34 protein-coding genes are annotated in these 18,723 nt (G+C 39.9%); all 34 read right to left on the bottom strand.

What is annotated here, in order from left to right; translation table 11 throughout:
* Nucleotides 1-97: 97 nt before the first annotated feature.
* The gene (locus ACFYKX_RS25155) at nt 98-523 is read right to left on the bottom strand and encodes a 2-oxoglutarate dehydrogenase E1 (RefSeq protein ID WP_389364751.1); all 426 of its coding nucleotides are present in this window, start codon (nt 521-523) and stop codon (nt 98-100) included.
* Nucleotides 524-689: 166 nt separating this feature from the next.
* The gene (gene rpsI, locus ACFYKX_RS25150; RefSeq protein ID WP_389364749.1) at nt 690-1,082 is read right to left on the bottom strand and encodes a 30S ribosomal protein S9; all 393 of its coding nucleotides are present in this window, start codon (nt 1,080-1,082) and stop codon (nt 690-692) included.
* 21 nt (nt 1,083-1,103) lie between these two features.
* A complete protein-coding gene (gene rplM / locus ACFYKX_RS25145; RefSeq protein WP_389364747.1) occupies nt 1,104-1,541 on the bottom strand; it encodes a 50S ribosomal protein L13 in 438 nt (145 codons plus the stop codon).
* A gap of 295 nt (nt 1,542-1,836) precedes the next feature.
* Complete coding sequence (gene truA, locus ACFYKX_RS25140) at nt 1,837-2,574, bottom strand: tRNA pseudouridine(38-40) synthase TruA (RefSeq protein ID WP_389364745.1); 738 nt, start codon at nt 2,572-2,574, stop codon at nt 1,837-1,839.
* 12 nt (nt 2,575-2,586) lie between these two features.
* Entirely contained in the window at nt 2,587-3,384 is a 798-nt protein-coding gene (locus ACFYKX_RS25135; RefSeq protein WP_389364743.1) for an energy-coupling factor transporter transmembrane component T family protein, read from the bottom strand.
* Nucleotides 3,381-4,250 (bottom strand): energy-coupling factor ABC transporter ATP-binding protein, encoded by an 870-nt coding sequence (locus ACFYKX_RS25130; RefSeq protein WP_389364741.1) that lies wholly within the window; start codon nt 4,248-4,250, stop codon nt 3,381-3,383. Before ACFYKX_RS25130 ends, ACFYKX_RS25135 begins: the two co-directional genes overlap by 4 nt.
* Nucleotides 4,226-5,065, bottom strand: a complete 840-nt coding sequence (locus ACFYKX_RS25125; protein ID WP_389364739.1) for an energy-coupling factor ABC transporter ATP-binding protein — start codon at nt 5,063-5,065, stop codon at nt 4,226-4,228. The genes ACFYKX_RS25130 and ACFYKX_RS25125 overlap by 25 nt, the downstream gene beginning before the upstream one ends.
* Before the next feature lie 612 nt (nt 5,066-5,677).
* The gene (gene rplQ, locus ACFYKX_RS25120) at nt 5,678-6,040 is read right to left on the bottom strand and encodes a 50S ribosomal protein L17 (RefSeq protein WP_389364737.1); all 363 of its coding nucleotides are present in this window, start codon (nt 6,038-6,040) and stop codon (nt 5,678-5,680) included.
* A gap of 77 nt (nt 6,041-6,117) precedes the next feature.
* Nucleotides 6,118-7,062 (bottom strand): DNA-directed RNA polymerase subunit alpha, encoded by a 945-nt coding sequence (locus ACFYKX_RS25115; protein ID WP_389364735.1) that lies wholly within the window; start codon nt 7,060-7,062, stop codon nt 6,118-6,120.
* A gap of 177 nt (nt 7,063-7,239) precedes the next feature.
* Complete coding sequence (rpsK, locus tag ACFYKX_RS25110) at nt 7,240-7,629, bottom strand: 30S ribosomal protein S11 (protein WP_389364733.1); 390 nt, start codon at nt 7,627-7,629, stop codon at nt 7,240-7,242.
* A gap of 21 nt (nt 7,630-7,650) precedes the next feature.
* The gene (gene rpsM / locus ACFYKX_RS25105) at nt 7,651-8,016 is read right to left on the bottom strand and encodes a 30S ribosomal protein S13 (RefSeq protein WP_389364731.1); all 366 of its coding nucleotides are present in this window, start codon (nt 8,014-8,016) and stop codon (nt 7,651-7,653) included.
* A gap of 24 nt (nt 8,017-8,040) precedes the next feature.
* Nucleotides 8,041-8,154, bottom strand: coding sequence for a 50S ribosomal protein L36 (gene rpmJ, locus ACFYKX_RS25100; RefSeq protein WP_000868344.1), 114 nt, complete (start codon nt 8,152-8,154; stop codon nt 8,041-8,043).
* Between the two features lie 36 nt (nt 8,155-8,190).
* A complete protein-coding gene (gene infA, locus ACFYKX_RS25095) occupies nt 8,191-8,409 on the bottom strand; it encodes a translation initiation factor IF-1 (protein ID WP_019157108.1) in 219 nt (72 codons plus the stop codon).
* A complete protein-coding gene (locus ACFYKX_RS25090) occupies nt 8,396-8,722 on the bottom strand; it encodes a KOW motif-containing protein (RefSeq protein ID WP_389364728.1) in 327 nt (108 codons plus the stop codon). The genes infA and ACFYKX_RS25090 overlap by 14 nt, the downstream gene beginning before the upstream one ends.
* A gap of 16 nt (nt 8,723-8,738) precedes the next feature.
* Entirely contained in the window at nt 8,739-9,485 is a 747-nt protein-coding gene (gene map, locus ACFYKX_RS25085) for a type I methionyl aminopeptidase (RefSeq protein WP_389364726.1), read from the bottom strand.
* Nucleotides 9,485-10,135: an adenylate kinase gene (locus ACFYKX_RS25080; RefSeq protein ID WP_389364724.1), complete on the bottom strand. Its 651-nt coding sequence runs from the start codon at nt 10,133-10,135 to the stop codon at nt 9,485-9,487. The genes map and ACFYKX_RS25080 overlap by 1 nt, the downstream gene beginning before the upstream one ends.
* A gap of 60 nt (nt 10,136-10,195) precedes the next feature.
* Nucleotides 10,196-11,488 (bottom strand): preprotein translocase subunit SecY, encoded by a 1,293-nt coding sequence (gene secY / locus ACFYKX_RS25075; protein ID WP_389364722.1) that lies wholly within the window; start codon nt 11,486-11,488, stop codon nt 10,196-10,198.
* The gene (rplO, locus tag ACFYKX_RS25070; protein ID WP_389364720.1) at nt 11,488-11,928 is read right to left on the bottom strand and encodes a 50S ribosomal protein L15; all 441 of its coding nucleotides are present in this window, start codon (nt 11,926-11,928) and stop codon (nt 11,488-11,490) included. The genes secY and rplO overlap by 1 nt, the downstream gene beginning before the upstream one ends.
* Before the next feature lie 32 nt (nt 11,929-11,960).
* Entirely contained in the window at nt 11,961-12,143 is a 183-nt protein-coding gene (gene rpmD, locus ACFYKX_RS25065; RefSeq protein WP_389364718.1) for a 50S ribosomal protein L30, read from the bottom strand.
* Between the two features lie 12 nt (nt 12,144-12,155).
* The gene (gene rpsE / locus ACFYKX_RS25060; protein ID WP_389364716.1) at nt 12,156-12,656 is read right to left on the bottom strand and encodes a 30S ribosomal protein S5; all 501 of its coding nucleotides are present in this window, start codon (nt 12,654-12,656) and stop codon (nt 12,156-12,158) included.
* Nucleotides 12,657-12,680: 24 nt separating this feature from the next.
* Nucleotides 12,681-13,043: a 50S ribosomal protein L18 gene (gene rplR / locus ACFYKX_RS25055; protein ID WP_389364714.1), complete on the bottom strand. Its 363-nt coding sequence runs from the start codon at nt 13,041-13,043 to the stop codon at nt 12,681-12,683.
* 32 nt (nt 13,044-13,075) lie between these two features.
* A complete protein-coding gene (gene rplF, locus ACFYKX_RS25050; protein ID WP_389364712.1) occupies nt 13,076-13,612 on the bottom strand; it encodes a 50S ribosomal protein L6 in 537 nt (178 codons plus the stop codon).
* A gap of 31 nt (nt 13,613-13,643) precedes the next feature.
* Nucleotides 13,644-14,042 (bottom strand): 30S ribosomal protein S8, encoded by a 399-nt coding sequence (gene rpsH / locus ACFYKX_RS25045; RefSeq protein ID WP_389364710.1) that lies wholly within the window; start codon nt 14,040-14,042, stop codon nt 13,644-13,646.
* A 30-nt stretch (nt 14,043-14,072) separates the two neighbouring features.
* Nucleotides 14,073-14,258: a 30S ribosomal protein S14 gene (gene rpsN, locus ACFYKX_RS25040; RefSeq protein ID WP_009499044.1), complete on the bottom strand. Its 186-nt coding sequence runs from the start codon at nt 14,256-14,258 to the stop codon at nt 14,073-14,075.
* Nucleotides 14,259-14,283: 25 nt separating this feature from the next.
* Nucleotides 14,284-14,823, bottom strand: a complete 540-nt coding sequence (rplE, locus tag ACFYKX_RS25035) for a 50S ribosomal protein L5 (protein WP_389364798.1) — start codon at nt 14,821-14,823, stop codon at nt 14,284-14,286.
* A 26-nt stretch (nt 14,824-14,849) separates the two neighbouring features.
* The gene (gene rplX / locus ACFYKX_RS25030; protein WP_389364708.1) at nt 14,850-15,161 is read right to left on the bottom strand and encodes a 50S ribosomal protein L24; all 312 of its coding nucleotides are present in this window, start codon (nt 15,159-15,161) and stop codon (nt 14,850-14,852) included.
* A 36-nt stretch (nt 15,162-15,197) separates the two neighbouring features.
* Entirely contained in the window at nt 15,198-15,566 is a 369-nt protein-coding gene (gene rplN, locus ACFYKX_RS25025) for a 50S ribosomal protein L14 (protein ID WP_389364706.1), read from the bottom strand.
* A 39-nt stretch (nt 15,567-15,605) separates the two neighbouring features.
* Entirely contained in the window at nt 15,606-15,869 is a 264-nt protein-coding gene (rpsQ, locus tag ACFYKX_RS25020; RefSeq protein ID WP_389364704.1) for a 30S ribosomal protein S17, read from the bottom strand.
* Between the two features lie 20 nt (nt 15,870-15,889).
* Nucleotides 15,890-16,093 (bottom strand): 50S ribosomal protein L29, encoded by a 204-nt coding sequence (gene rpmC / locus ACFYKX_RS25015; protein ID WP_003351417.1) that lies wholly within the window; start codon nt 16,091-16,093, stop codon nt 15,890-15,892.
* Nucleotides 16,083-16,517 carry a 50S ribosomal protein L16 gene (gene rplP, locus ACFYKX_RS25010; protein WP_389364702.1) on the bottom strand — a complete coding sequence of 145 codons (435 nt, stop codon included), beginning with the start codon at nt 16,515-16,517 and terminating at the stop codon, nt 16,083-16,085. The genes rpmC and rplP overlap by 11 nt, the downstream gene beginning before the upstream one ends.
* Nucleotide 16,518: 1 nt before the next feature.
* Nucleotides 16,519-17,175 carry a 30S ribosomal protein S3 gene (gene rpsC, locus ACFYKX_RS25005; protein ID WP_389364700.1) on the bottom strand — a complete coding sequence of 219 codons (657 nt, stop codon included), beginning with the start codon at nt 17,173-17,175 and terminating at the stop codon, nt 16,519-16,521.
* 3 nt (nt 17,176-17,178) lie between these two features.
* On the bottom strand, nt 17,179-17,520 hold the full coding sequence (gene rplV / locus ACFYKX_RS25000) for a 50S ribosomal protein L22 (RefSeq protein WP_389364698.1): 342 nt from the start codon (nt 17,518-17,520) through the stop codon (nt 17,179-17,181).
* Nucleotides 17,521-17,538: 18 nt separating this feature from the next.
* Entirely contained in the window at nt 17,539-17,817 is a 279-nt protein-coding gene (gene rpsS, locus ACFYKX_RS24995; RefSeq protein ID WP_389364696.1) for a 30S ribosomal protein S19, read from the bottom strand.
* A 60-nt stretch (nt 17,818-17,877) separates the two neighbouring features.
* A complete protein-coding gene (gene rplB / locus ACFYKX_RS24990; protein WP_389364694.1) occupies nt 17,878-18,708 on the bottom strand; it encodes a 50S ribosomal protein L2 in 831 nt (276 codons plus the stop codon).
* Nucleotides 18,709-18,723 lie beyond the last annotated feature (15 nt).

The raw sequence follows: 18,723 nt of genomic DNA, 5'->3' as shown, positions 1-18,723 counted from the left end.
GCTATAGAAAGAATCTAAAGGTTAAAAACGATTAGGATACACTGTCGCTATTGATGTCTTTATAATTTAACTTGATAATTCTATTAATGGTTTTAACTTATATAGAATGCTCCCACAACCCTAGCTTCCCCTTCGCCGGAATCAAGGTGTTTAGGAGGGTTTTTTCTTTTACTTCCCAAGCATAGTTTCCCACTCTAAAATCCCCTAAAAAGTAGTCATTTCCTGACACCACTCGTCCATCTTCTAAGATAGCACTTGATTGATTATCTTCTAATACCCTTAGACAATTCATTAGTTTGCAAGTACCTATTATCATGCCCGTTGGAAGATTCTCTTGTATATATCCATACTTATATAGAAGGGTATTAATTCTTTCATTGCTAATGGCTGTTTTGTCTATTTTCTTACTAGCGTGAATCGCAAATATACCACGATAATTAGTTCGCCATGTCCTTGTCTCATAGTGGGCCTCCCCCAAAATAAAAAGACTTGACCATGGTTGAATCATTGATAACGCCTTCACTCTTTAAGCCCTCCTTTTTTCATTTCCACAAATAGTGCTCGTTCATAGGGCATTAACATAAATAATGAACATACACTATTGATAAAAAATAAATTTACTTTATCATTCCCAAAACGCAAAAAAGACCCCCAACCAAATTGGTTGAGAGTCTTTGATAAACATAAAATTAACGTTTTGAGAACTGAGGTGCACGACGAGCGCCTTTAAGACCGTATTTCTTACGTTCTTTCATACGAGCGTCACGAGTTAATAGTCCAGCACGCTTTAATGTTGGACGGAATTCTGGATCAGCTTGAAGTAACGCACGAGCGATACCGTGACGGATTGCGCCAGCTTGACCAGTGTACCCACCACCATTAACGTTTACAAGAACGTCATAGCTACCAAGAGTTTCAGTAGCGTTAAGTGGTTGCTTTACAACTTCACGTAAAGCTTCGAATGGAATGTAGTTTTCGATGTCACGATCGTTGATTGTAATTTTACCGCTGCCTGGAACTAAACGAACACGTGCAACGGAGCTTTTACGACGACCAGTACCAATATATTGAACTTGTGCCATATTAAAAAATCCTCCCTTTAATTATCCACGAAGTTCGTAAACTTCAGGTTGTTGTGCTTGATGCTTATGTTCTGCACCAGCATATACGTGTAATTTTTTGAACATTTGACGACCTAGAGAGTTCTTAGGAAGCATACCTTTGATAGCAAGCTCTAACATTCTCTCAGGGTAGTTCGTGCGCATTTCAAGAGCAGTTCTAGTTTTTAATCCACCTGGGTGCATAGTGTGACGGTAGTAGATTTTGTCAGTTAACTTTTTACCAGTTAACTCGATTTTTGAAGCATTAATAATAATTACATTATCACCAGTATCAACATGTGGTGTAAAAGTTGGTTTGTTTTTACCACGTAGAATTGATGCTACTTCAGAAGCAAGACGACCAAGAGTTTTGCCTTCAGCATCAATTACGTACCATTTACGTTCGATATTGTTTGCATTAGCCATAAACGTAGTACGCATGAATTTCCCTCCTAAATTTCCTTTTCAATTTCGCTATTTCGTATATTCTTCATCACAATAAGTTCCGGGGCTTATCGTGGGATTAAAATACATACCATATTATGATATATCACTGTTTTCTTGATGTCAAGAGAATGTTACACCAGGATTAGTTGTCATTGAAAAAAATTTAAATTTATCTTCGCCATCCCATGAGTTTTATTGGACAACAAACGTTAGATATTCGCCGTAGAAAGGAATTTATTGGACATAAACCTTTTTTTATTGGACAAACTCTAACCAATATTCGCCAAATTTAATAAAACACTTCCCACAAATAAAGTCCCTGAGGCGGCGCTGTTTTACCAGCATACTTTCGGTCCTTCTTCTCTATGATCTCTTTTATTGAATAAGGTTCAATGTCCCCAGAACCAACCTGTAGCAATGTACCTACCATAATTCTTACCATGTTATATAGAAACCCATTCCCGACAAAACGGAATAGCAGCATACCATCCTCTTCAATAAGCTCAATTTCCTTGATTTCCCTAACACGATCCTCCACTTCTGTCCTAGCTGAACAAAAGCTTGTAAAATCATGGATACCAATGAAAAATTTAATCGCTTCTTTCATCGAGATAAAATCAAGAGGGTAAGGGTAATGATATGCGTAGGATCGTTTAAAAGGATCACGTGTTTTGGATAAATGCACATAATACCGGTATTCTTTTCCTGTAGTATCAAATCTAGCATGGAAGTCACTCGCTACTTTTTCAACATCTATAATGGCAACATCATCTGGCAATAAAGAATTTATTGCCACCTTCCATTTTTCTAGTGGAATTTGTAAGGATGAATCAAAGTGGATGATCTGTCCTTTTGCGTGGACCCCAGCATCCGTTCGCCCAGAGGCACTGATTTTCACCTTTTCACCTTTATGGATCTTCTGTAGAGCAAGTTCGATATCTCTTTGAACCGTCCGTTTCTCTGGCTGTACCTGATACCCAGAGAATTGAGAGCCGTCATACGTCACTTTACACTTATATCGCTGCATCTATTAAGCTCCTTACGTTCTTAATAATGATAGTAGCACGGTTACTAATCCAAGAAAAACAAGCATACCCGTGTCCACAACTCCCCACTTTAAATGGCGATACTTTGTTCTCCCTTCTCCACCTCTATAACCTCGTGCTTCCATTGCAACTGCTAAGTCTTCTGCTCTTTTAAAAGAGCTAATAAATAGAGGAATAAGAAGCGGAATAATGGCTTTTACACGGTCTTTGATCGGACCTCCAGAAAAATCTACCCCTCTAGCTGTTTGAGCTTTCATAATCTTATCCGTTTCCTGCATCAATGTTGGGATAAATCTTAGTGAAATAGACATCATTAGTGCTAGCTCATGAACTGGGAATTTAAACTTCTTTAATGGGTTTAATAGATCTTCTAGGCCGTCTGTTATTTCAATAGGAGTCGTCGTTAGCGTCAGTAAAGATGTCATTAAAATTAATAAGAAAAAACGTACTGATATGAAGACACCTTGCCGTAGACCCTCTTCATAAATTTTGATCCAGCCTAACTCAAAGAGGAGTTCTCCTTCTTTCGTTAAAAACAGGTGTAAAACTAGAGTAAACAAGACGAGCCATATAATCGGTTTTAAGCCACCTAGAAGGAATCTAAATGGAACCTTAGAGAAAGATACCATTAACACTGTATAAACCGCTAAAATCCCATACGTAAGTGCGTTATTTGCGATGAACACTACACATACAAATAAAAAGGTTAAAATCAGTTTTGACCTCGGGTCCATTCGATGTAATAGAGACTCTGCAGGAATATATCGGCCAAAAATCATTTTTTCCATCATATTGGCATCCCTCCTTTTAGTTGAGTGGATACCTCTTCCGTTAATTCTTCTATCGTTAAGCATGTTTTGCCAAGTTTTGTTTTAAAAGTCTCCTCAAGCTTATGTTGAAAACGTACCACTTCAGGCACATCGAGGCCTAGTTCAATAAGGCCTTCTGGAGAACTGAATATCTCCCTAGGCTTTCCTCGTTTGTATACTTTTCCACTATGCATGATCACAATTTGATCAGCAAATCTTGAAGCATCCTCCATGCTATGCGTAACAAGCACCGTAGAAAGATTTCTTTCTTTATGAAGAGCATGAAACATCTCCATAATCTCTTTTCGCCCACGAGGGTCTAGACCCGCTGTAGGCTCGTCCAAAACGATCACATTAGGTTCCATCGCCAGAACTCCTGCAATCGCTACACGACGCATTTGACCGCCTGAGAGGTCAAATGGTGACTTTGCTAGAATCTCTTCTGGAAGGCCTACCTGTTTAATCGCTTTTCTAGCCCGGTCTTTTGCCTCGTACTCGGAAACACCAAAATTCATGGGACCGAAGCATATATCTTTTTCCACTGTTTCTTCGAATAACTGGTGCTCAGGGAACTGAAAAACAATCCCAACTTTTTGTCTAATTTCCTTTAAGTTTTTTTGCTTCTTTGCTCCTGTTACTTCTCTATCACCAATTACCACTTTACCTTTATGAGGCTTTAAAAGTGCATTAAGATGTTGAAGAACCGTTGATTTTCCGGATCCAGTATGCCCAATAATCGCTAAGAATGTCCCTCTAGGAATATCAATAGAAACATCCGTAATGGCTAATCGTTCGAAGGGAGTATTTGCTTGATAGCGGTATTCTACTTGCTGGAGTGAGATGTCCATAACTGCGTTAGCAACTCCTCTTCTGATAGATAGTGTTTTTCTACTGAAATACCTCTTTCTTTTAAGGACTTACTCAACTTAACGGAAAAAGGAATATCGAGACCCAACTCAACTAACTCTTCGTCCATCTGAAAAATTTCATTTGGAGTTCCTTCTTTATATAACTGACCTTTATTCATCACGATGATTCGATCTGCCTTAGCTGCTTCCTCTAAATCATGTGTAATTGAAATAACCGTCATTTTATTGTCCTTTTTTAGTTCTCTAACAGTCTCTAGTACTTCTTCTCTTCCACGAGGATCCAGCATGGATGTCGCTTCGTCCAATACGATAATATTCGGTTGCAAAGCTAGTACACCTGCAATGGCTACCCTTTGCTTTTGCCCACCTGAAAGATTATGAGGCTCGGATTGAAGATACTGCTCCATCTTTACTTTTTGAAGAGATGACTTTACACGTTCCACCATGACTTCCCTAAGTATCCCGTTATTCTCTAATCCAAACGCGACATCATCCTGCACGGTTGTACCAACAAATTGATTATCTGGATTTTGAAAAACCATTCCTATTAACTTGCGGGTATCCCAGACAGTATCATGACTCAAAGTTATACCACATATCGTTATACTACCTTCCTGAGGAAATTGAAGACCGTTAAGAAGTTTTGCTAGCGTTGATTTTCCTGAACCATTATGACCAACAATCGCCAACCATTCACCATCATTTATTTGAAAAGAGACACCGTTAAGGGCATACTCCTGTTGACCTTCATATTTAAAAGAAACATTCTCTATTTGTACAAGTGGCTTTGACATAAAACTCCTCCTCTCAGCTCTACCTTCTATGCTAATCTAGCTCGTATCTATATTGTAATATAACATGACGATATGTTCATGTTTAATTTAGAGGTCATTTATTGAGGGGAAAAATAATTAGATATAAAGAAAACTCGCCAATTGGCGAGCCTATACTATGAGAAAACATGACCATATTATCATGAATTTAATAAGTATGAATAAAAAATAATAGCAAGCAATCATTCAATCAAACTGACCATTGTCCCCTTCATACCGGCTCTATAAAAATGAAAATTTTTATATAGGCAAAAAACGGAACAATTATTAATAAAAATAAATAAAGCCTGCACCCCTTGTTGTTATTAACAACATAAGGGGTGCATGAGCTAGACGAGACGTGAAACAATAAGAATACTTCAAGTTCCCACAAGCGTTAGACAACTCGTAAGGAATTGAATCGATTGGGAGTTCCTGAATTATAGACATATGCCTATTGTATCCCTATGTCTTTCATACACGCCCATCGTAACACTCTATTTTGGCTTGACTCATATAAGGTACACTTACAGAAAAAGGGCAAAGAACAAGTTTCGAATTAAACTGTCCCGCGCCCTTGCTCTGCCTTAGTCATTAAACTAACTCGATAATTACCATTGGTGCTCCGTCTCCACGACGTGGCCCAAGTTTCATGATTCGAGTGTATCCACCTTGGCGCTCATTATAACGACCTGCGATATCACTGAATAACTTTTGTAGTGCATCTGTATTGTTCTCAACATCAGCAACCTCGTTACGAATGAATGCAGCTGCTTGACGACGTGCATGTAAATCTCCACGCTTACCAAGTGTAATCATTTTCTCAACAACTGAACGAAGTTCTTTCGCACGAGCTTCAGTTGTTTCAATACGCTCATTAATGATTAAATCTGTAGCTAAGTCACGTAGCATAGCTTTACGTTGAGCGCTAGTGCGTCCTAACTTTCTGTATCCCATGAAAGTTTCCCTCCTTTGTTGAAGTTATCATGTCGGCTAGCATAAGCTAACATCAAAATGCCTAGTTATCGTAGTAACTAGTCATCTTTACGTAAGCCTAAACCAAGCTCTTCTAGTTTATGCTTTACTTCTTCGAGTGACTTACGGCCTAGGTTACGTACTTTCATCATATCTTCTTCAGTTTTATTAGCTAACTCCTGAACAGTGTTAATGCCAGCACGCTTTAAGCAGTTGTAAGAACGAACTGATAAATCAAGTTCTTCAATTGTCATCTCAAGAACTTTTTCTTTTTGATCTTCTTCTTTTTCAACCATGATTTCAGCATTTTGAGCTTCATCAGTTAAACCAACGAAGATGTTTAAATGCTCAGTTAAGATTTTCGCTCCAAGCGCAACAGCGTCTTGAGGTCCTGTGCTTCCATCAGTCCACACATCGAAAGTTAACTTATCATAATTAGTCATTTGACCAACACGTGTGTTTTCAATTTGATATTGAACACGTGAAACTGGAGTATAGATAGAGTCGATAGGGATTACACCGATCGGTTGATCCTCTCTCTTGTTTTGATCAGCTGGCGTATAGCCTCTGCCGCGTCTCGCAGTTAGTCGCATACGCAAATGACCGTTCGTACCAAGGGTCGCAATGTGAAGATTCGGGTTTAGAATCTCGACATCACTATCATGGGTAATCTCTGCTGCTGTTACAACGCCTTCACCTTGAACATCAATTTCAAGTGTCTTCTCTTCATCAGAGTAGATTTTTAGTGCTAGCTTTTTAATATTAAGAATGATAGATGTAACATCTTCTACGACACCCGAGATTGTCGAAAATTCATGTAGTACCCCATCGATTTGAATCGATGTGACAGCAGCACCTGGGAGTGATGATAATAGGATACGACGTAAGGAGTTACCCAAAGTTGTACCATATCCACGCTCAAGTGGTTCTACGACGAACTTCCCGTACTTGGCATCATCGCTGATCTCAACCGTTTCGATTTTTGGTTTTTCTATTTCGATCATCAAATATACCCTCCTTCAAAACGTCGAAACCTCGGCTAATGGTATTAACCGAAATTCCCCCTGTATACGTTCCCGTTTGTGCACAACAACTGGAATAATGATTCTGTATGAAAACCGTTTTTATTATATTCATCATATCCCATTATAGACAGGGATAAAAATTCTTATACAGAAAAATTAAACACGACGACGTTTTGGTGGACGGCATCCGTTATGAGGAACTGGAGTTACGTCTCTGATTGCAGTTACTTCAAGACCTGCAGCTTGAAGAGCACGGATAGCAGCTTCACGACCTGCACCAGGTCCTTTAACTGTTACTTCAAGAGATTTCATGCCATGTTCCATAGATGTTTTAGCTGCTGTTTCAGCTGCCATTTGAGCTGCGAAAGGAGTAGATTTACGAGAACCTTTAAATCCTAAAGCACCTGCACTTGACCATGAAAGAGCATTTCCATGAACGTCAGTGATAGTAACGATTGTGTTGTTGAAAGTAGAGCGGATATGCGCAATACCTGATTCAATATTCTTTTTCACACGACGTTTGCGTGTATTAGTTTTACGAGCCATTTAAAGTACCTCCTTTACCGATTATTTCTTCTTGTTAGCTACAGTTTTACGTGGACCTTTACGAGTACGAGCGTTGTTCTTCGTGTTTTGTCCGCGAACAGGTAATCCACGACGGTGACGAAGACCACGATAGCTTCCAATCTCCATTAAACGCTTGATGTTTAAAGAGATCTCACGACGAAGGTCACCTTCAACTTTTAATTTGTCAACGATATCACGAATTTTGTTTAATTCGTCTTCCGTTAAATCACGAACACGAGTATCTTCAGAAACTCCTGCATCAGCTAAAACCTTTTGTGCAGTATTTTTACCAATACCATAGATGTAAGTTAATGAGATAACTACACGCTTTTCACGTGGAATATCTACACCAGCAATACGTGCCATATTAAATGCGCACCTCCCTCATTATTAACCTTGTTTTTGTTTATGTTTAGGGTTTTCACAGATAACCATAACTTTACCACGTCTACGAATAACTTTACATTTTTCGCAGATCGGTTTAACAGATGGTCTTACTTTCATTATCCTAACCTCCTTAGTAGTACGGAGTGCAACAGATTATTTAAAGCGGTAAGTAATTCTTCCGCGAGTTAAGTCATATGGAGAAAGCTCAACAGTAACTTTATCACCTGGTAAGATACGAATGAAGTGCATGCGGATTTTACCAGACACGTGAGCTAAAACTGTATGACCATTTTCTAATTCTACCTTAAACATTGCATTTGGCAAAGTTTCAAGAACTGTACCTTCAATTTCAATTACATCATCTTTCGCCATCAAACTCGTCTCCCTTCTCTTTAACAAGCACACTATCAACCATATACTTATTCATTGCAAATCGCAGTTTTCCATTTGTGACACGCCCGGTATCTAGTAAACTGCTCTGTACTTCTGGAGATACATAATCAATTAGTTTGAGATGCTGTAGGTTTTTCTTCTTCGGACGATCAAACTTTTTACTTTCACCATCGGCTATAAAAACAAACCTTTCATCTATCAACCTTACAATTATAGCATATTGACCAGCATCTCGTCCGCGTGTAATCAAAACAAATTGACCTAATTGCGGACTGATATCAGAATTAACCAATGAAATCACCAACTAATCAGGCCTTCGTAAGAATTTCAAAACCTGTTTCAGTTATAGCGACCGTATGCTCAAAGTGTGCACACATTTTTCCGTCAGTCGTAACAACAGTCCAGTCATCAGCTAACGTCTTAACGTATCTACTTCCAGCATTGACCATTGGCTCAATAGCAAGTACCATACCTGGTTTTAAACGCGGACCCTTGTTCGGAGGACCATAATGAGGAATCTGTGGGTCCTCATGTAAGTCTTGCCCTATTCCATGCCCAACATACTCGCGTACAATTGAAAAACCATTTGATTCAGCATACGTTTGAATCGCATGGGAGATGTTTGACAGGCGTTCACCCGGCTTTGCTTCTTTTAGTCCTACATATAAAGATTCTTCTGTCACATCTAAAAGACGCTGAGATTCTTCATCTATATTTCCAACTGCATAAGTCCAAGCAGAATCACCATGATAGCCGTTATATTTCGCACCAATATCAATGCTAATAATGTCACCGTCTTTTAGCACTCGTTTTCCAGGAATCCCATGAACAAGTTCATTGTTCACAGATGCACAGATACTGCCAGTAAAACCGTTATACCCTTTAAAAGAAGGATACGCATCATGTTCTTTAATGAACTTTTCCGCAATTAAATCCAACTCTTTAGTCGTAACTCCTGGAGTAATGTGCTTTTTTAACTCCTGATGAGTCAAAGCAACGATGCGACCAGCTTCACGCATAATCTCTATTTCACGCGGGGTTTTGCAAATGATCATTAATTCATGCCCCCGAGAAGACTATCAATATCAGCAAATACTTTATTTATGTCTTGTTGACCATCTACGTTACGAAGATAGCCTTTTGTTTCATAAAAATCAAGTAAAGGCTTAGATTGTTGCATATTTACTTCTAAACGATTTTTAACAGTGCTTTCGTTGTCATCTGCACGTTGGTATAACTCCCCACCACAACGATCACAAACCCCTTCCTTTGCAGGAGGATTGAATACAAGGTGATAAGTAGCTCCACAATCTTTACAAATGCGACGACCTGTCAAACGATCCATTAGAATGTCTTGATCTACATCAACGTTTAGGACGTAGTCAATTTTCTTGTTCAGTTCAGTAAGAATGTTTTCAAGCGCTTCTGCTTGAGGTACTGTTCTAGGGAATCCGTCTAAAAGGAATCCTTTTTCACAATCATCCTTACTTAATCTTTCACGAACGATACCAATTGTAACTTCATCTGGCACAAGAGCACCTTGATCCATGAAAGACTTTGCTTTTAAACCTAGTTCCGTTCCTTCTTTCATAGCCGCACGGAACATATCTCCTGTTGAGATATGAGGGATGCCGTACTTTTCAACGATTCTCTCGGCTTGAGTACCCTTACCAGCACCTGGAAGCCCCATTAATACTAAATTCATGTGAATTCCACCTCAGTCTCTAATACGGCGATTGGGAACACACGTCCCCAACACACCGGATTATTTTATAAATCCTTTATAGTGACGTTTAACAAGCTGAGCTTCAAGCTGTTTCATCGTTTCAAGTGCAACACCGACAACGATAAGCAAACTTGTTCCGCCGATTTGCGCTGACTGTGGTAAACCGGCAAAGTTAATGAAAAATACCGGTATTATTGAGATAGCTGCTAAGAAAATCGCACCGACAAAAGTTAAACGGTATAATACGCGAGTTAAATATTCTTGTGTATTCGCACCAGGGCGAATTCCAGGAACATATCCACCTTGCTTCTTCAAGTTCTCTGCCACTTGTTCAGGATTCACTTGAATGAAGGCATAGAAATAAGTAAATGCGATAATTAACGCACTATAAATAACCATACCAATAGGTTGTGTATAATCGAATATTCTTTCAATCCATAATGTTACATCATTTGGCTCAAAGAACTGAGAAATGGTTCTTGGCGTGATGATGAACGAGATTGCAAAGATTACCGGAATAACACCAGCTGCATTTACTTTTAACGGTAAATGCGTTGATTGACCTACTGGAGCTTTTCCTGCCGTCATACGCTTAGCGTACTGGATAGGAATTTTACGTAAAGCTTGTTGGATGAAGATAACTCCCACTACGATCGCAACAACCGCAACTGCAATTAGTACCATTGTTACAATACGAAGAAATAGTTGTTCACCAGCATCTTCAAATTGCTGAGCATAGATTTGGTTAACCGTTGAAGGTATACTCGCCACGATACCAGCAAAGATGATGATGGAGATCCCGTTTCCAACACCTTTAGACGTAATTTGTTCCCCTAGCCACATTAAGAATGCAGTACCACCCGTTAAGACAGTAGCAATGACTAAATAAGAACCAATTCCAGGGTTTTCAATCAACATTCCACCAGCTAAGTTGTTAAATCCGTAAGACATACCTAATGCTTGGATGAAACCAAGCACAATTGTAAAGTATCGGGTAAACTGAGCTAATTTACGTCGACCCACTTCTCCTTGCTTAGACCATTCAGCAAACTTCGGTACTACATCCATTTGAAGTAACTGGATGATAATTGAAGCAGTAATGTATGGCATGATTCCCATTGCAAGGATAGAAAAATTAAGAAGCGCTCCACCACCGAATGTATTAAGAACACCGAAGACACTAAGTTCATCTTGTGCTTTTAATAATTCAGCATTTACGCCAGGTACCGGAATAAATGTCCCGATACGGAATACAATCAACATTAAAAGGGTGAATATGATTTTTCGTCTTATATCACCCACGCGCATAAAATTGGAGATTGTCTGAAACATTAAATCACCTCAGTTTGACCGCCGGCAGCTTCAATAGCTTCCTTTGCAGCAGAGGAGAATTTATGAGCTTTAACTGTAAGCTTTTTCTCAACTTTGCCTTTAGCAAGAATTTTAATTCCTGCTTTTTCATTACTTACTACGCCTGTTTCGATAAGAAGTTCTGGAGTAACTTCTGTACCATCTTCAAAGCGGTTAAGTGCATCAAGGTTCACAACTGCGAATTCTTTACGGTTAACGTTCGTGAATCCGCGCTTAGGTAAACGTTGGAATAAAGGTGTTTGACCACCCTCGAAGCCAGGACGTACACCGCCACCAGAACGAGCATTTTGACCTTTATGACCTTTACCAGCAGTTTTACCTTGACCAGATCCGATTCCACGTCCTAAACGTTTACGCTCTTTACGAGAACCTTCTGCAGGCTTTAATTCATGAAGTTTCATATTGGCACCTCCTTATTTAAAGAAAGATCAAATTAATTTTCTTTTACCGTTACTAGGTGAGCAACTTTGTTAATCATACCACGGATAGCCGGGTTATCTTGCTGCTCAACAGTTTGATGTAATTTACGTAATCCTAGAGCCTTAACAGTCTCTCTTTGATCTTGTGGACGACCAATTACACTGCGAGTTAGGGTAATTTCTAACTTATTAGCCATTTGATTTCCCTCCTAACCTAACAGTTCTTCTACTGATTTACCACGTAATTTCGCTACGTCCTCAGCACGTTTTAATTGTTTTAAACCGTCTAAAGTTGCACGAACCATGTTAATTGGTGTGTTAGTACCTAAAGATTTTGAAAGGATATCAGCAACACCAGCTAACTCTAGAACCGCACGAACTGGACCACCAGCGATAACCCCTGTACCTTCAGAAGCAGGCTTAAGAAGGATCTCACCAGCACCGAAGTGTCCGATTACTTGGTGTGGAACCGTTGTACCTACCATAGGCACCTCGATTAAATTTTTCTTAGCATCTTCGATTGCTTTACGAATAGCATCTGGTACCTCTTGTGCTTTACCTGTACCAAAGCCAACGTGGCCGTTTTTGTCACCTACTACTACAAGAGCAGAGAAACGGAAACGACGTCCACCTTTAACAACTTTCGCTACACGGTTAACGGTAACTACACGTTCTTCAAGTTCAAGTTTGTTTGGATCAATACGACGCATCTTTTTGTGTCCCTCCTTTGTCTATTAAAATTCTAGTCCACTTTCACGAGCAGCATCTGCTAGTGCTTTTACGCGACCATGATATAAATATCCGCCACGATCGAACACTACAGCTTTAACGCCTTTTTCTACAGCGCGTTTAGCAACTAATTCTCCGACCTTAACAGCTGCATCAACGTTACCAGTAGATTCTAGGCTAACTTCTTTATCTAAAGTAGAAGCACTTGCTAAAGTTACTCCATTAACATCATCGATTAATTGAGCATAAATGTGTTTGCTAGAACGGAACACATTTAAACGAGGACGAGCTGCAGTTCCGCTAAGCTTAGAACGAACACGAGCGTGTCTTTTCTTGCGGGTTGCATTTTTATCAGCCTTGTTAATCATTTAGGTCACTCCTTTCGTTTACCTATGCGGCATTACTTACCTGTTTTACCTTCTTTACGACGAACGAATTCGCCTTCGTAACGGATACCTTTACCTTTGTATGGCTCTGGTGGACGAACATCACGGATGTTAGCAGCTAGAGCACCAACACGTTCTTTGTTAGTACCTTTGATAGAGATCTTAGTATTTGATGGTACTTCGATTTCTACGCCTTCTTCTGCTACGATTTCAACAGGGTGAGAATAACCAACGTTTAACACAAGCTTGTTACCTTGCTTAGATGCACGGTAACCGACACCGATAAGTTCTAAGTTTCTTTCGAAACCTTTAGAAACACCTTCAACCATGTTAGCAAGTAACGCACGAGTCGTTCCGTGTAATGCACGGTGTTCTTTTGCCTCAGAAGGACGGCTAACGTTAATCACGTTGTCTTCTACTTTGATTTCGATGTCAGGGTGGAATGAACGAGAAAGTTCACCTTTAGGACCCTTAACAGTTACATTATTATCATTTAGAGTAACAGTTACTCCAGATGGGATTTCAACTGGTTTTTTACCTACGCGAGACATTTATTGCACCTCCATTCTTTAAGAAACTCTATTACCAAACGTATGCTAATACTTCTCCGCCAACTTGTTTAGCGCGAGCTTCTTTATCTGTAAGAACTCCTTGAGAAGTAGATACTAATGCAAGCCCAAGTCCGTTAAGTACACGTGGAACTTCGTTAGCTTTCGCATATACACGAAGACCAGGTTTACTGATACGTTTAAGACCTGTGATAACACGTTCGTTGTTAGAACCGTATTTTAAGAAGATACGGATAATACCTTGTTTGTTATCTTCGATATACTCAACATCACGTACGAAACCTTCACGCTTTAAGATCTCAGCGATTTCTTTCTTCATATTAGAAGCAGGAACCTCTAATTTTTCGTGACGAACCATATTCGCATTACGGATGCGAGTTAACAAATCTGCAATTGGATCAGTCATGACCATTGTTTTTTGCCTCCTTCCCAAACTCTAGTTTTACCAGCTAGCTTTTTTCACACCAGGAATTTGTCCTTTGTATGCTAATTCACGGAAACAAATACGGCAAAGCTTAAATTTACGGTATACAGAATGTGGACGACCACAACGTTCGCAACGTGTATATTCTTGTACCTTATATTTAGGCGTGCGTTTTTGTTTCGCAATCATTGACTTTTTAGCCACGTTTTCGCCTCCCTTATTTTAGCGATTACTTTTGGAATGGCATTCCAAATTGAGTTAAAAGCTCACGAGCTTCTTCATCAGTATTAGCTGTAGTTACAATAACGATATCCATACCACGAACTTTGCTTACTTTATCGTAATCAATTTCAGGGAAGATTAACTGTTCTTTTACACCTAATGTGTAGTTTCCACGACCATCAAAAGATTTCTTTGAGATCCCGCGGAAGTCACGTACACGAGGAAGAGATACAGAAATCAACTTATCGAAGAATTCGTACATACGCTCTCCACGTAATGTAACTTTAGCACCGATTGGCATACCTTCACGAAGACGGAAACCAGCGATTGATTTTTTAGCACGAGTTACAACTGGCTTTTGACCAGTAATAGTTGCTAATTCTTCAACTGCGTTATCAAGAGCTTTTGCATTTTGAACAGCATCACCAATACCCATGTTGATAACGATTTTCTCAAGCTTAGGTACTTGCATTACTGATTTATAGTTAAACTTGCTCATTAGAGCAGGAGTAATATCATTTGAATACTTTTCTTTTAGGCGGTTCATCATTGTACCTCCCTTCATTTATAGACTTATTTATCTAGAACTTCACCTGATTTTTTTGCAACACGTACTTTTTTGTCATCGACCATCTTATAACCAACGCGTGTAGGTTCGCCGGACTTAGGATCGATAGGCATGACGTTTGATACATGAATAGGTGCCTCTTGGCTAATGATTCCACCTTGTGGATTCAATTGGGATGGTTTAGAGTGCTTCTTTACAACGTTTACTCCTTCAACTAAAACACGGTTTTGTTTAGGGAATGCAGTAAGAATGACACCCGTCTTACCTTTATCCTTACCAGAGATGACCATGACTTTGTCACCTTTTTTTACATGCATCTGTTCGCACCTCCTTAAAGGCAATTAGTTTTAAAATTATAGTACTTCTGGAGCTAGAGAAACGATTTTCATAAAGTTGTTGTCACGTAGTTCACGCGCAACTGGTCCGAAGATACGAGTTCCACGAGGGCTCTTATCGTCTTTAATAATTACACATGCGTTTTCATCGAAACGAATGTAAGTACCGTCGTTACGACGAACACCGCGTTTTGTACGGACAATTACAGCTTTAACAACGTCACCTTTTTTGACAACGCCACCTGGTGTTGCTTGCTTCACTGTACAAACGATAACATCACCAATGTTAGCAGTCTTACGGCCAGAGCCACCAAGAACTTTAATTGTAAGTACCTCACGAGCACCAGAGTTGTCAGCAACTTTCAAACGTGATTCTTGTTGAATCATGTGTGTAACCTCCCTTCGGGATGTAGCTTATTCCGATCATTAGATAATAACTGCTTTTTCTACTACTTCTACAAGACGGAAGCGTTTTGTTGCAGAAAGTGGACGAGTTTCCATGATACGTACTACGTCGCCAACTTTTGCTTGGTTCTGCTCATCATGAGCTTTGTACTTCTTAGAGTACTTAACGCGTTTACCGTATAAAGGATGCTTTTTGTAAGTTTCAACAAGTACAGTAACTGTCTTATCCATCTTGTCAGAAACAACGCGTCCTGTGTAAACTTTGCGCTGGTTGCGTTCACTCATCGTGCGAACCTCCTCTCAGGTTATCGATTATTAACGCCGATCTCTCTTTCACGAATAACTGTCTTCATGCGAGCAATCGCTTTGCGTACTTCACGAATACGAGCTGTGTTTTCAAGTTGTCCTGTCGCCAATTGAAAGCGTAGGTTGAAAAGCTCTTCTTTTAATGATTTAACTTTTTGTTCTATTTCGGCAGTGGTAAGGTCACGAATTTCATTAGCTTTCATTTGATTCACCACCAATTTCTTCTCGTTTTACAAACTTACATTTAACTGGAAGTTTGTGTGCTGCAAGACGTAATGCTTCACGAGCTACCTCTTCAGAAACACCCGCTACTTCGAACATTACTTTCCCAGGCTTAACAACTGCTACCCATCCTTCAGGAGCACCTTTACCAGAACCCATTCGGACCTCTAGAGGCTTAGCTGTGTATGGCTTATGTGGGAATATTTTAATCCAAACTTTACCGCCACGTTTCATGTAACGTGTCATCGCGATACGAGCAGATTCAATTTGACGGTTTGTAATCCAAGAAGCTTCTAGAGCTTGTAAACCGAATTCACCGAAGTTTACTTCAGTACCACCTTTAGCTTGACCGCGCATTTTACCACGGTGTTGACGGCGATACTTGACGCGTTTAGGGACTAACATATTATTTGCCTCCTTCCTCAGTATTCTTCTTCGTAGGAAGGACTTCTCCACGATAGATCCATACTTTTACGCCTAACTTACCGTAAGTTGTATCTGCTTCAGCTGTAGCGTAATCGATATCAGCACGAAGAGTATGAAGTGGAACAGTTCCTTCGCTGTATGACTCAGAACGAGCGATGTCCGCTCCGCCTAGACGACCAGATACCATTGTTTTGATACCTTTAGCACCAACACGCATAGCACGTTGAATAGCTTGTTTTTGCGCACGACGGAAAGATACACGATTTTCTAATTGACGAGCGATATTTTCAGCAACTAATTTTGCATCGATATCAGCTTTTTTGATTTCAAGAATGTTGATGTGTACACGTTTACCAGTAAGTGAGTTAAGTGCTTTACGTAGAGCTTCTACCTCAGTACCACCTTTACCGATAACCATTCCTGGTTTAGCAGTGTGGATAGTAATGTTTAAACGGTTAGCTGCACGCTCGATTTCTACTTTAGAAACAGAAGCATCACTTAGACGTTTCGTGATGTACTCACGAACTTTTAGGTCTTCGTGTAAAAGATCAGCATAGTCTTTTCCTGCGTACCATTTGGACTCCCAATCACGGATGACCCCGATACGTAAACCGACTGGATTTACTTTTTGACCCACTGATTACCCCTCCTTCTTTTCTGTTAATACGATAGTAATATGACTAGTACGTTTATTGATTGCACTTGCACGACCCATTGCACGAGGACGGAAACGTTTTAAAGTTGGTCCTTCGTCAACGAACACTTGAGAAACTACTAGGTTGTTTACATCCATTTCGTAGTTGTGCTCAGCGTTTGCCATAGCAGAGTTTAATAATTTCTCTACGATTGGTGAAGCAGCTCTTGGCGTATGTTTTAAGATAGCCACCGCTTCTCCTACTTGCTTTCCTCGAATTAAATCTACGACTAAACGAGCTTTACGAGGAGCAATACGAACTGTTCTTGCAACAGCTTTAGCTTGCATCAGAATGCCCTCCTCTCATTAACGTCTTGTTTTCTTGTCATCACTTGCGTGACCTTTGTAGCTACGAGTTGGAGCAAATTCTCCAAGCTTGTGGCCTACCATGTCTTCAGTGACGAATACAGGAACATGTTTACGACCATCGTAAACAGCGATTGTGTGTCCGATGAATTGTGGGAAGATCGTAGAACGACGTGACCAAGTTTTTACCACTTGTTTGCCACTAGTTTCATTTAACTTTTCGATCTTTGTCATTAAATGCTCATCAACAAAAGGTCCTTTTTTTAAGCTGCGACCCATGATTGAACCTCCCTTCGTGATTGTTCTACGGCTCTAACTTGGAACCGTAGTTCAATCCCGTTATTTTTTACGACGACGTACGATAAATTTATCTGATTTGTTTTTCTTTTTACGAGTTTTGAATCCAAGAGTTGGTTTACCCCATGGAGACATAGGTGATTTACGTCCGATAGGTGAACGTCCTTCACCACCACCGTGTGGGTGATCGTTAGGGTTCATTACAGATCCACGAACTGTTGGGCGCTTACCTAACCAACGTGAACGACCTGCTTTACCAATGTTGATAAGTTCGTGTTGCTCATTACCAACTTGACCTACAGTTGCGCGACACTCAGCAAGAATCATACGAACTTCACCAGAGTTTAAACGAACTAGTACATATTTACCTTCTTTACCAAGAACCTGTGCTGAAGTACCAGCAGAACGTACTAATTGTCCACCTTTACCTGGTTTTAACTCGATATTGTGGATAACTGTACCTACAGGAATGTTTGCTAAAGGAAGTGCATTTCCTACTTTAATGTCTGCTTCAGGACCAGACATTACTTCCATTCCAACCTCTAAGTTTTTAGGAGCTAGAATGTATCTTTTTTCACCATCTACATAGTTAATTAATGCAATGTTTGCAGAACGGTTTGGATCGTACTCGATTGTGGCAACGCGTCCAGGAATGCCGTCTTTTGTACGTTTAAAATCAATAATACGGTATTGACGCTTGTGACCGCCACCTTGATGACGAACTGTTAACTTACCTTGGTTGTTGCGGCCGCCTTTTCTTTTTAAAGGAGCAAGTAAAGACTTTTCTGGTTGATTCGTAGTGATTTCTGCGAAATCAGAAGTAGTCATACCGCGACGACCATTAGAGGTAGGTTTATACTTTTTAATCGCCATTTCGTTTCCCTCCTC

The organism is Cytobacillus spartinae (assembly GCF_042865285.1).
Lineage (GTDB): Bacteria > Bacillota > Bacilli > Bacillales > Cytobacillaceae > Robertmurraya_A > Robertmurraya_A spartinae.
This window is presented reverse-complemented; position numbering and strand designations above follow the sequence as displayed.

Coding starts and splice junctions, on each gene's coding strand:
- rpsI (WP_389364749.1), bottom strand. CDS start 1,082: ATGGCACAAGTTCAATATATTGGTACTGGTCGTCGTAAAAGCTCCGTT.
- rplM (WP_389364747.1), bottom strand. CDS start 1,541: ATGCGTACTACGTTTATGGCTAATGCAAACAATATCGAACGTAAATGG.
- truA (WP_389364745.1), bottom strand. CDS start 2,574: ATGCAGCGATATAAGTGTAAAGTGACGTATGACGGCTCTCAATTCTCT.
- ACFYKX_RS25135 (WP_389364743.1), bottom strand. CDS start 3,384: ATGATGGAAAAAATGATTTTTGGCCGATATATTCCTGCAGAGTCTCTA.
- ACFYKX_RS25130 (WP_389364741.1), bottom strand. CDS start 4,250: ATGGACATCTCACTCCAGCAAGTAGAATACCGCTATCAAGCAAATACT.
- ACFYKX_RS25125 (WP_389364739.1), bottom strand. CDS start 5,065: ATGTCAAAGCCACTTGTACAAATAGAGAATGTTTCTTTTAAATATGAA.
- rplQ (WP_389364737.1), bottom strand. CDS start 6,040: ATGGGATACAGAAAGTTAGGACGCACTAGCGCTCAACGTAAAGCTATG.
- ACFYKX_RS25115 (WP_389364735.1), bottom strand. CDS start 7,062: ATGATCGAAATAGAAAAACCAAAAATCGAAACGGTTGAGATCAGCGAT.
- rpsK (WP_389364733.1), bottom strand. CDS start 7,629: ATGGCTCGTAAAACTAATACACGCAAACGTCGTGTGAAAAAGAATATT.
- rpsM (WP_389364731.1), bottom strand. CDS start 8,016: ATGGCACGTATTGCTGGTGTAGATATTCCACGTGAAAAGCGTGTAGTT.
- rpmJ (WP_000868344.1), bottom strand. CDS start 8,154: ATGAAAGTAAGACCATCTGTTAAACCGATCTGCGAAAAATGTAAAGTT.
- infA (WP_019157108.1), bottom strand. CDS start 8,409: ATGGCGAAAGATGATGTAATTGAAATTGAAGGTACAGTTCTTGAAACT.
- map (WP_389364726.1), bottom strand. CDS start 9,485: ATGATCATTTGCAAAACCCCGCGTGAAATAGAGATTATGCGTGAAGCT.
- ACFYKX_RS25080 (WP_389364724.1), bottom strand. CDS start 10,135: ATGAATTTAGTATTAATGGGGCTTCCAGGTGCTGGTAAGGGTACTCAA.
- secY (WP_389364722.1), bottom strand. CDS start 11,488: ATGTTTCAGACAATCTCCAATTTTATGCGCGTGGGTGATATAAGACGA.
- rplO (WP_389364720.1), bottom strand. CDS start 11,928: ATGAAACTTCATGAATTAAAGCCTGCAGAAGGTTCTCGTAAAGAGCGT.
- rpmD (WP_389364718.1), bottom strand. CDS start 12,143: ATGGCTAATAAGTTAGAAATTACCCTAACTCGCAGTGTAATTGGTCGT.
- rpsE (WP_389364716.1), bottom strand. CDS start 12,656: ATGCGTCGTATTGATCCAAACAAACTTGAACTTGAAGAACGTGTAGTT.
- rplR (WP_389364714.1), bottom strand. CDS start 13,043: ATGATTAACAAGGCTGATAAAAATGCAACCCGCAAGAAAAGACACGCT.
- rplF (WP_389364712.1), bottom strand. CDS start 13,612: ATGTCTCGCGTAGGTAAAAAACCAGTTGAAATCCCATCTGGAGTAACT.
- rpsH (WP_389364710.1), bottom strand. CDS start 14,042: ATGGTCATGACTGATCCAATTGCAGATTTGTTAACTCGCATCCGTAAT.
- rplE (WP_389364798.1), bottom strand. CDS start 14,823: ATGAACCGCCTAAAAGAAAAGTATTCAAATGATATTACTCCTGCTCTA.
- rplX (WP_389364708.1), bottom strand. CDS start 15,161: ATGCATGTAAAAAAAGGTGACAAAGTCATGGTCATCTCTGGTAAGGAT.
- rplN (WP_389364706.1), bottom strand. CDS start 15,566: ATGATTCAACAAGAATCACGTTTGAAAGTTGCTGACAACTCTGGTGCT.
- rpsQ (WP_389364704.1), bottom strand. CDS start 15,869: ATGAGTGAACGCAACCAGCGCAAAGTTTACACAGGACGCGTTGTTTCT.
- rpmC (WP_003351417.1), bottom strand. CDS start 16,093: ATGAAAGCTAATGAAATTCGTGACCTTACCACTGCCGAAATAGAACAA.
- rplP (WP_389364702.1), bottom strand. CDS start 16,517: ATGTTAGTCCCTAAACGCGTCAAGTATCGCCGTCAACACCGTGGTAAA.
- rplV (WP_389364698.1), bottom strand. CDS start 17,520: ATGCAAGCTAAAGCTGTTGCAAGAACAGTTCGTATTGCTCCTCGTAAA.
- rpsS (WP_389364696.1), bottom strand. CDS start 17,817: ATGGGTCGCAGCTTAAAAAAAGGACCTTTTGTTGATGAGCATTTAATG.
- rplB (WP_389364694.1), bottom strand. CDS start 18,708: ATGGCGATTAAAAAGTATAAACCTACCTCTAATGGTCGTCGCGGTATG.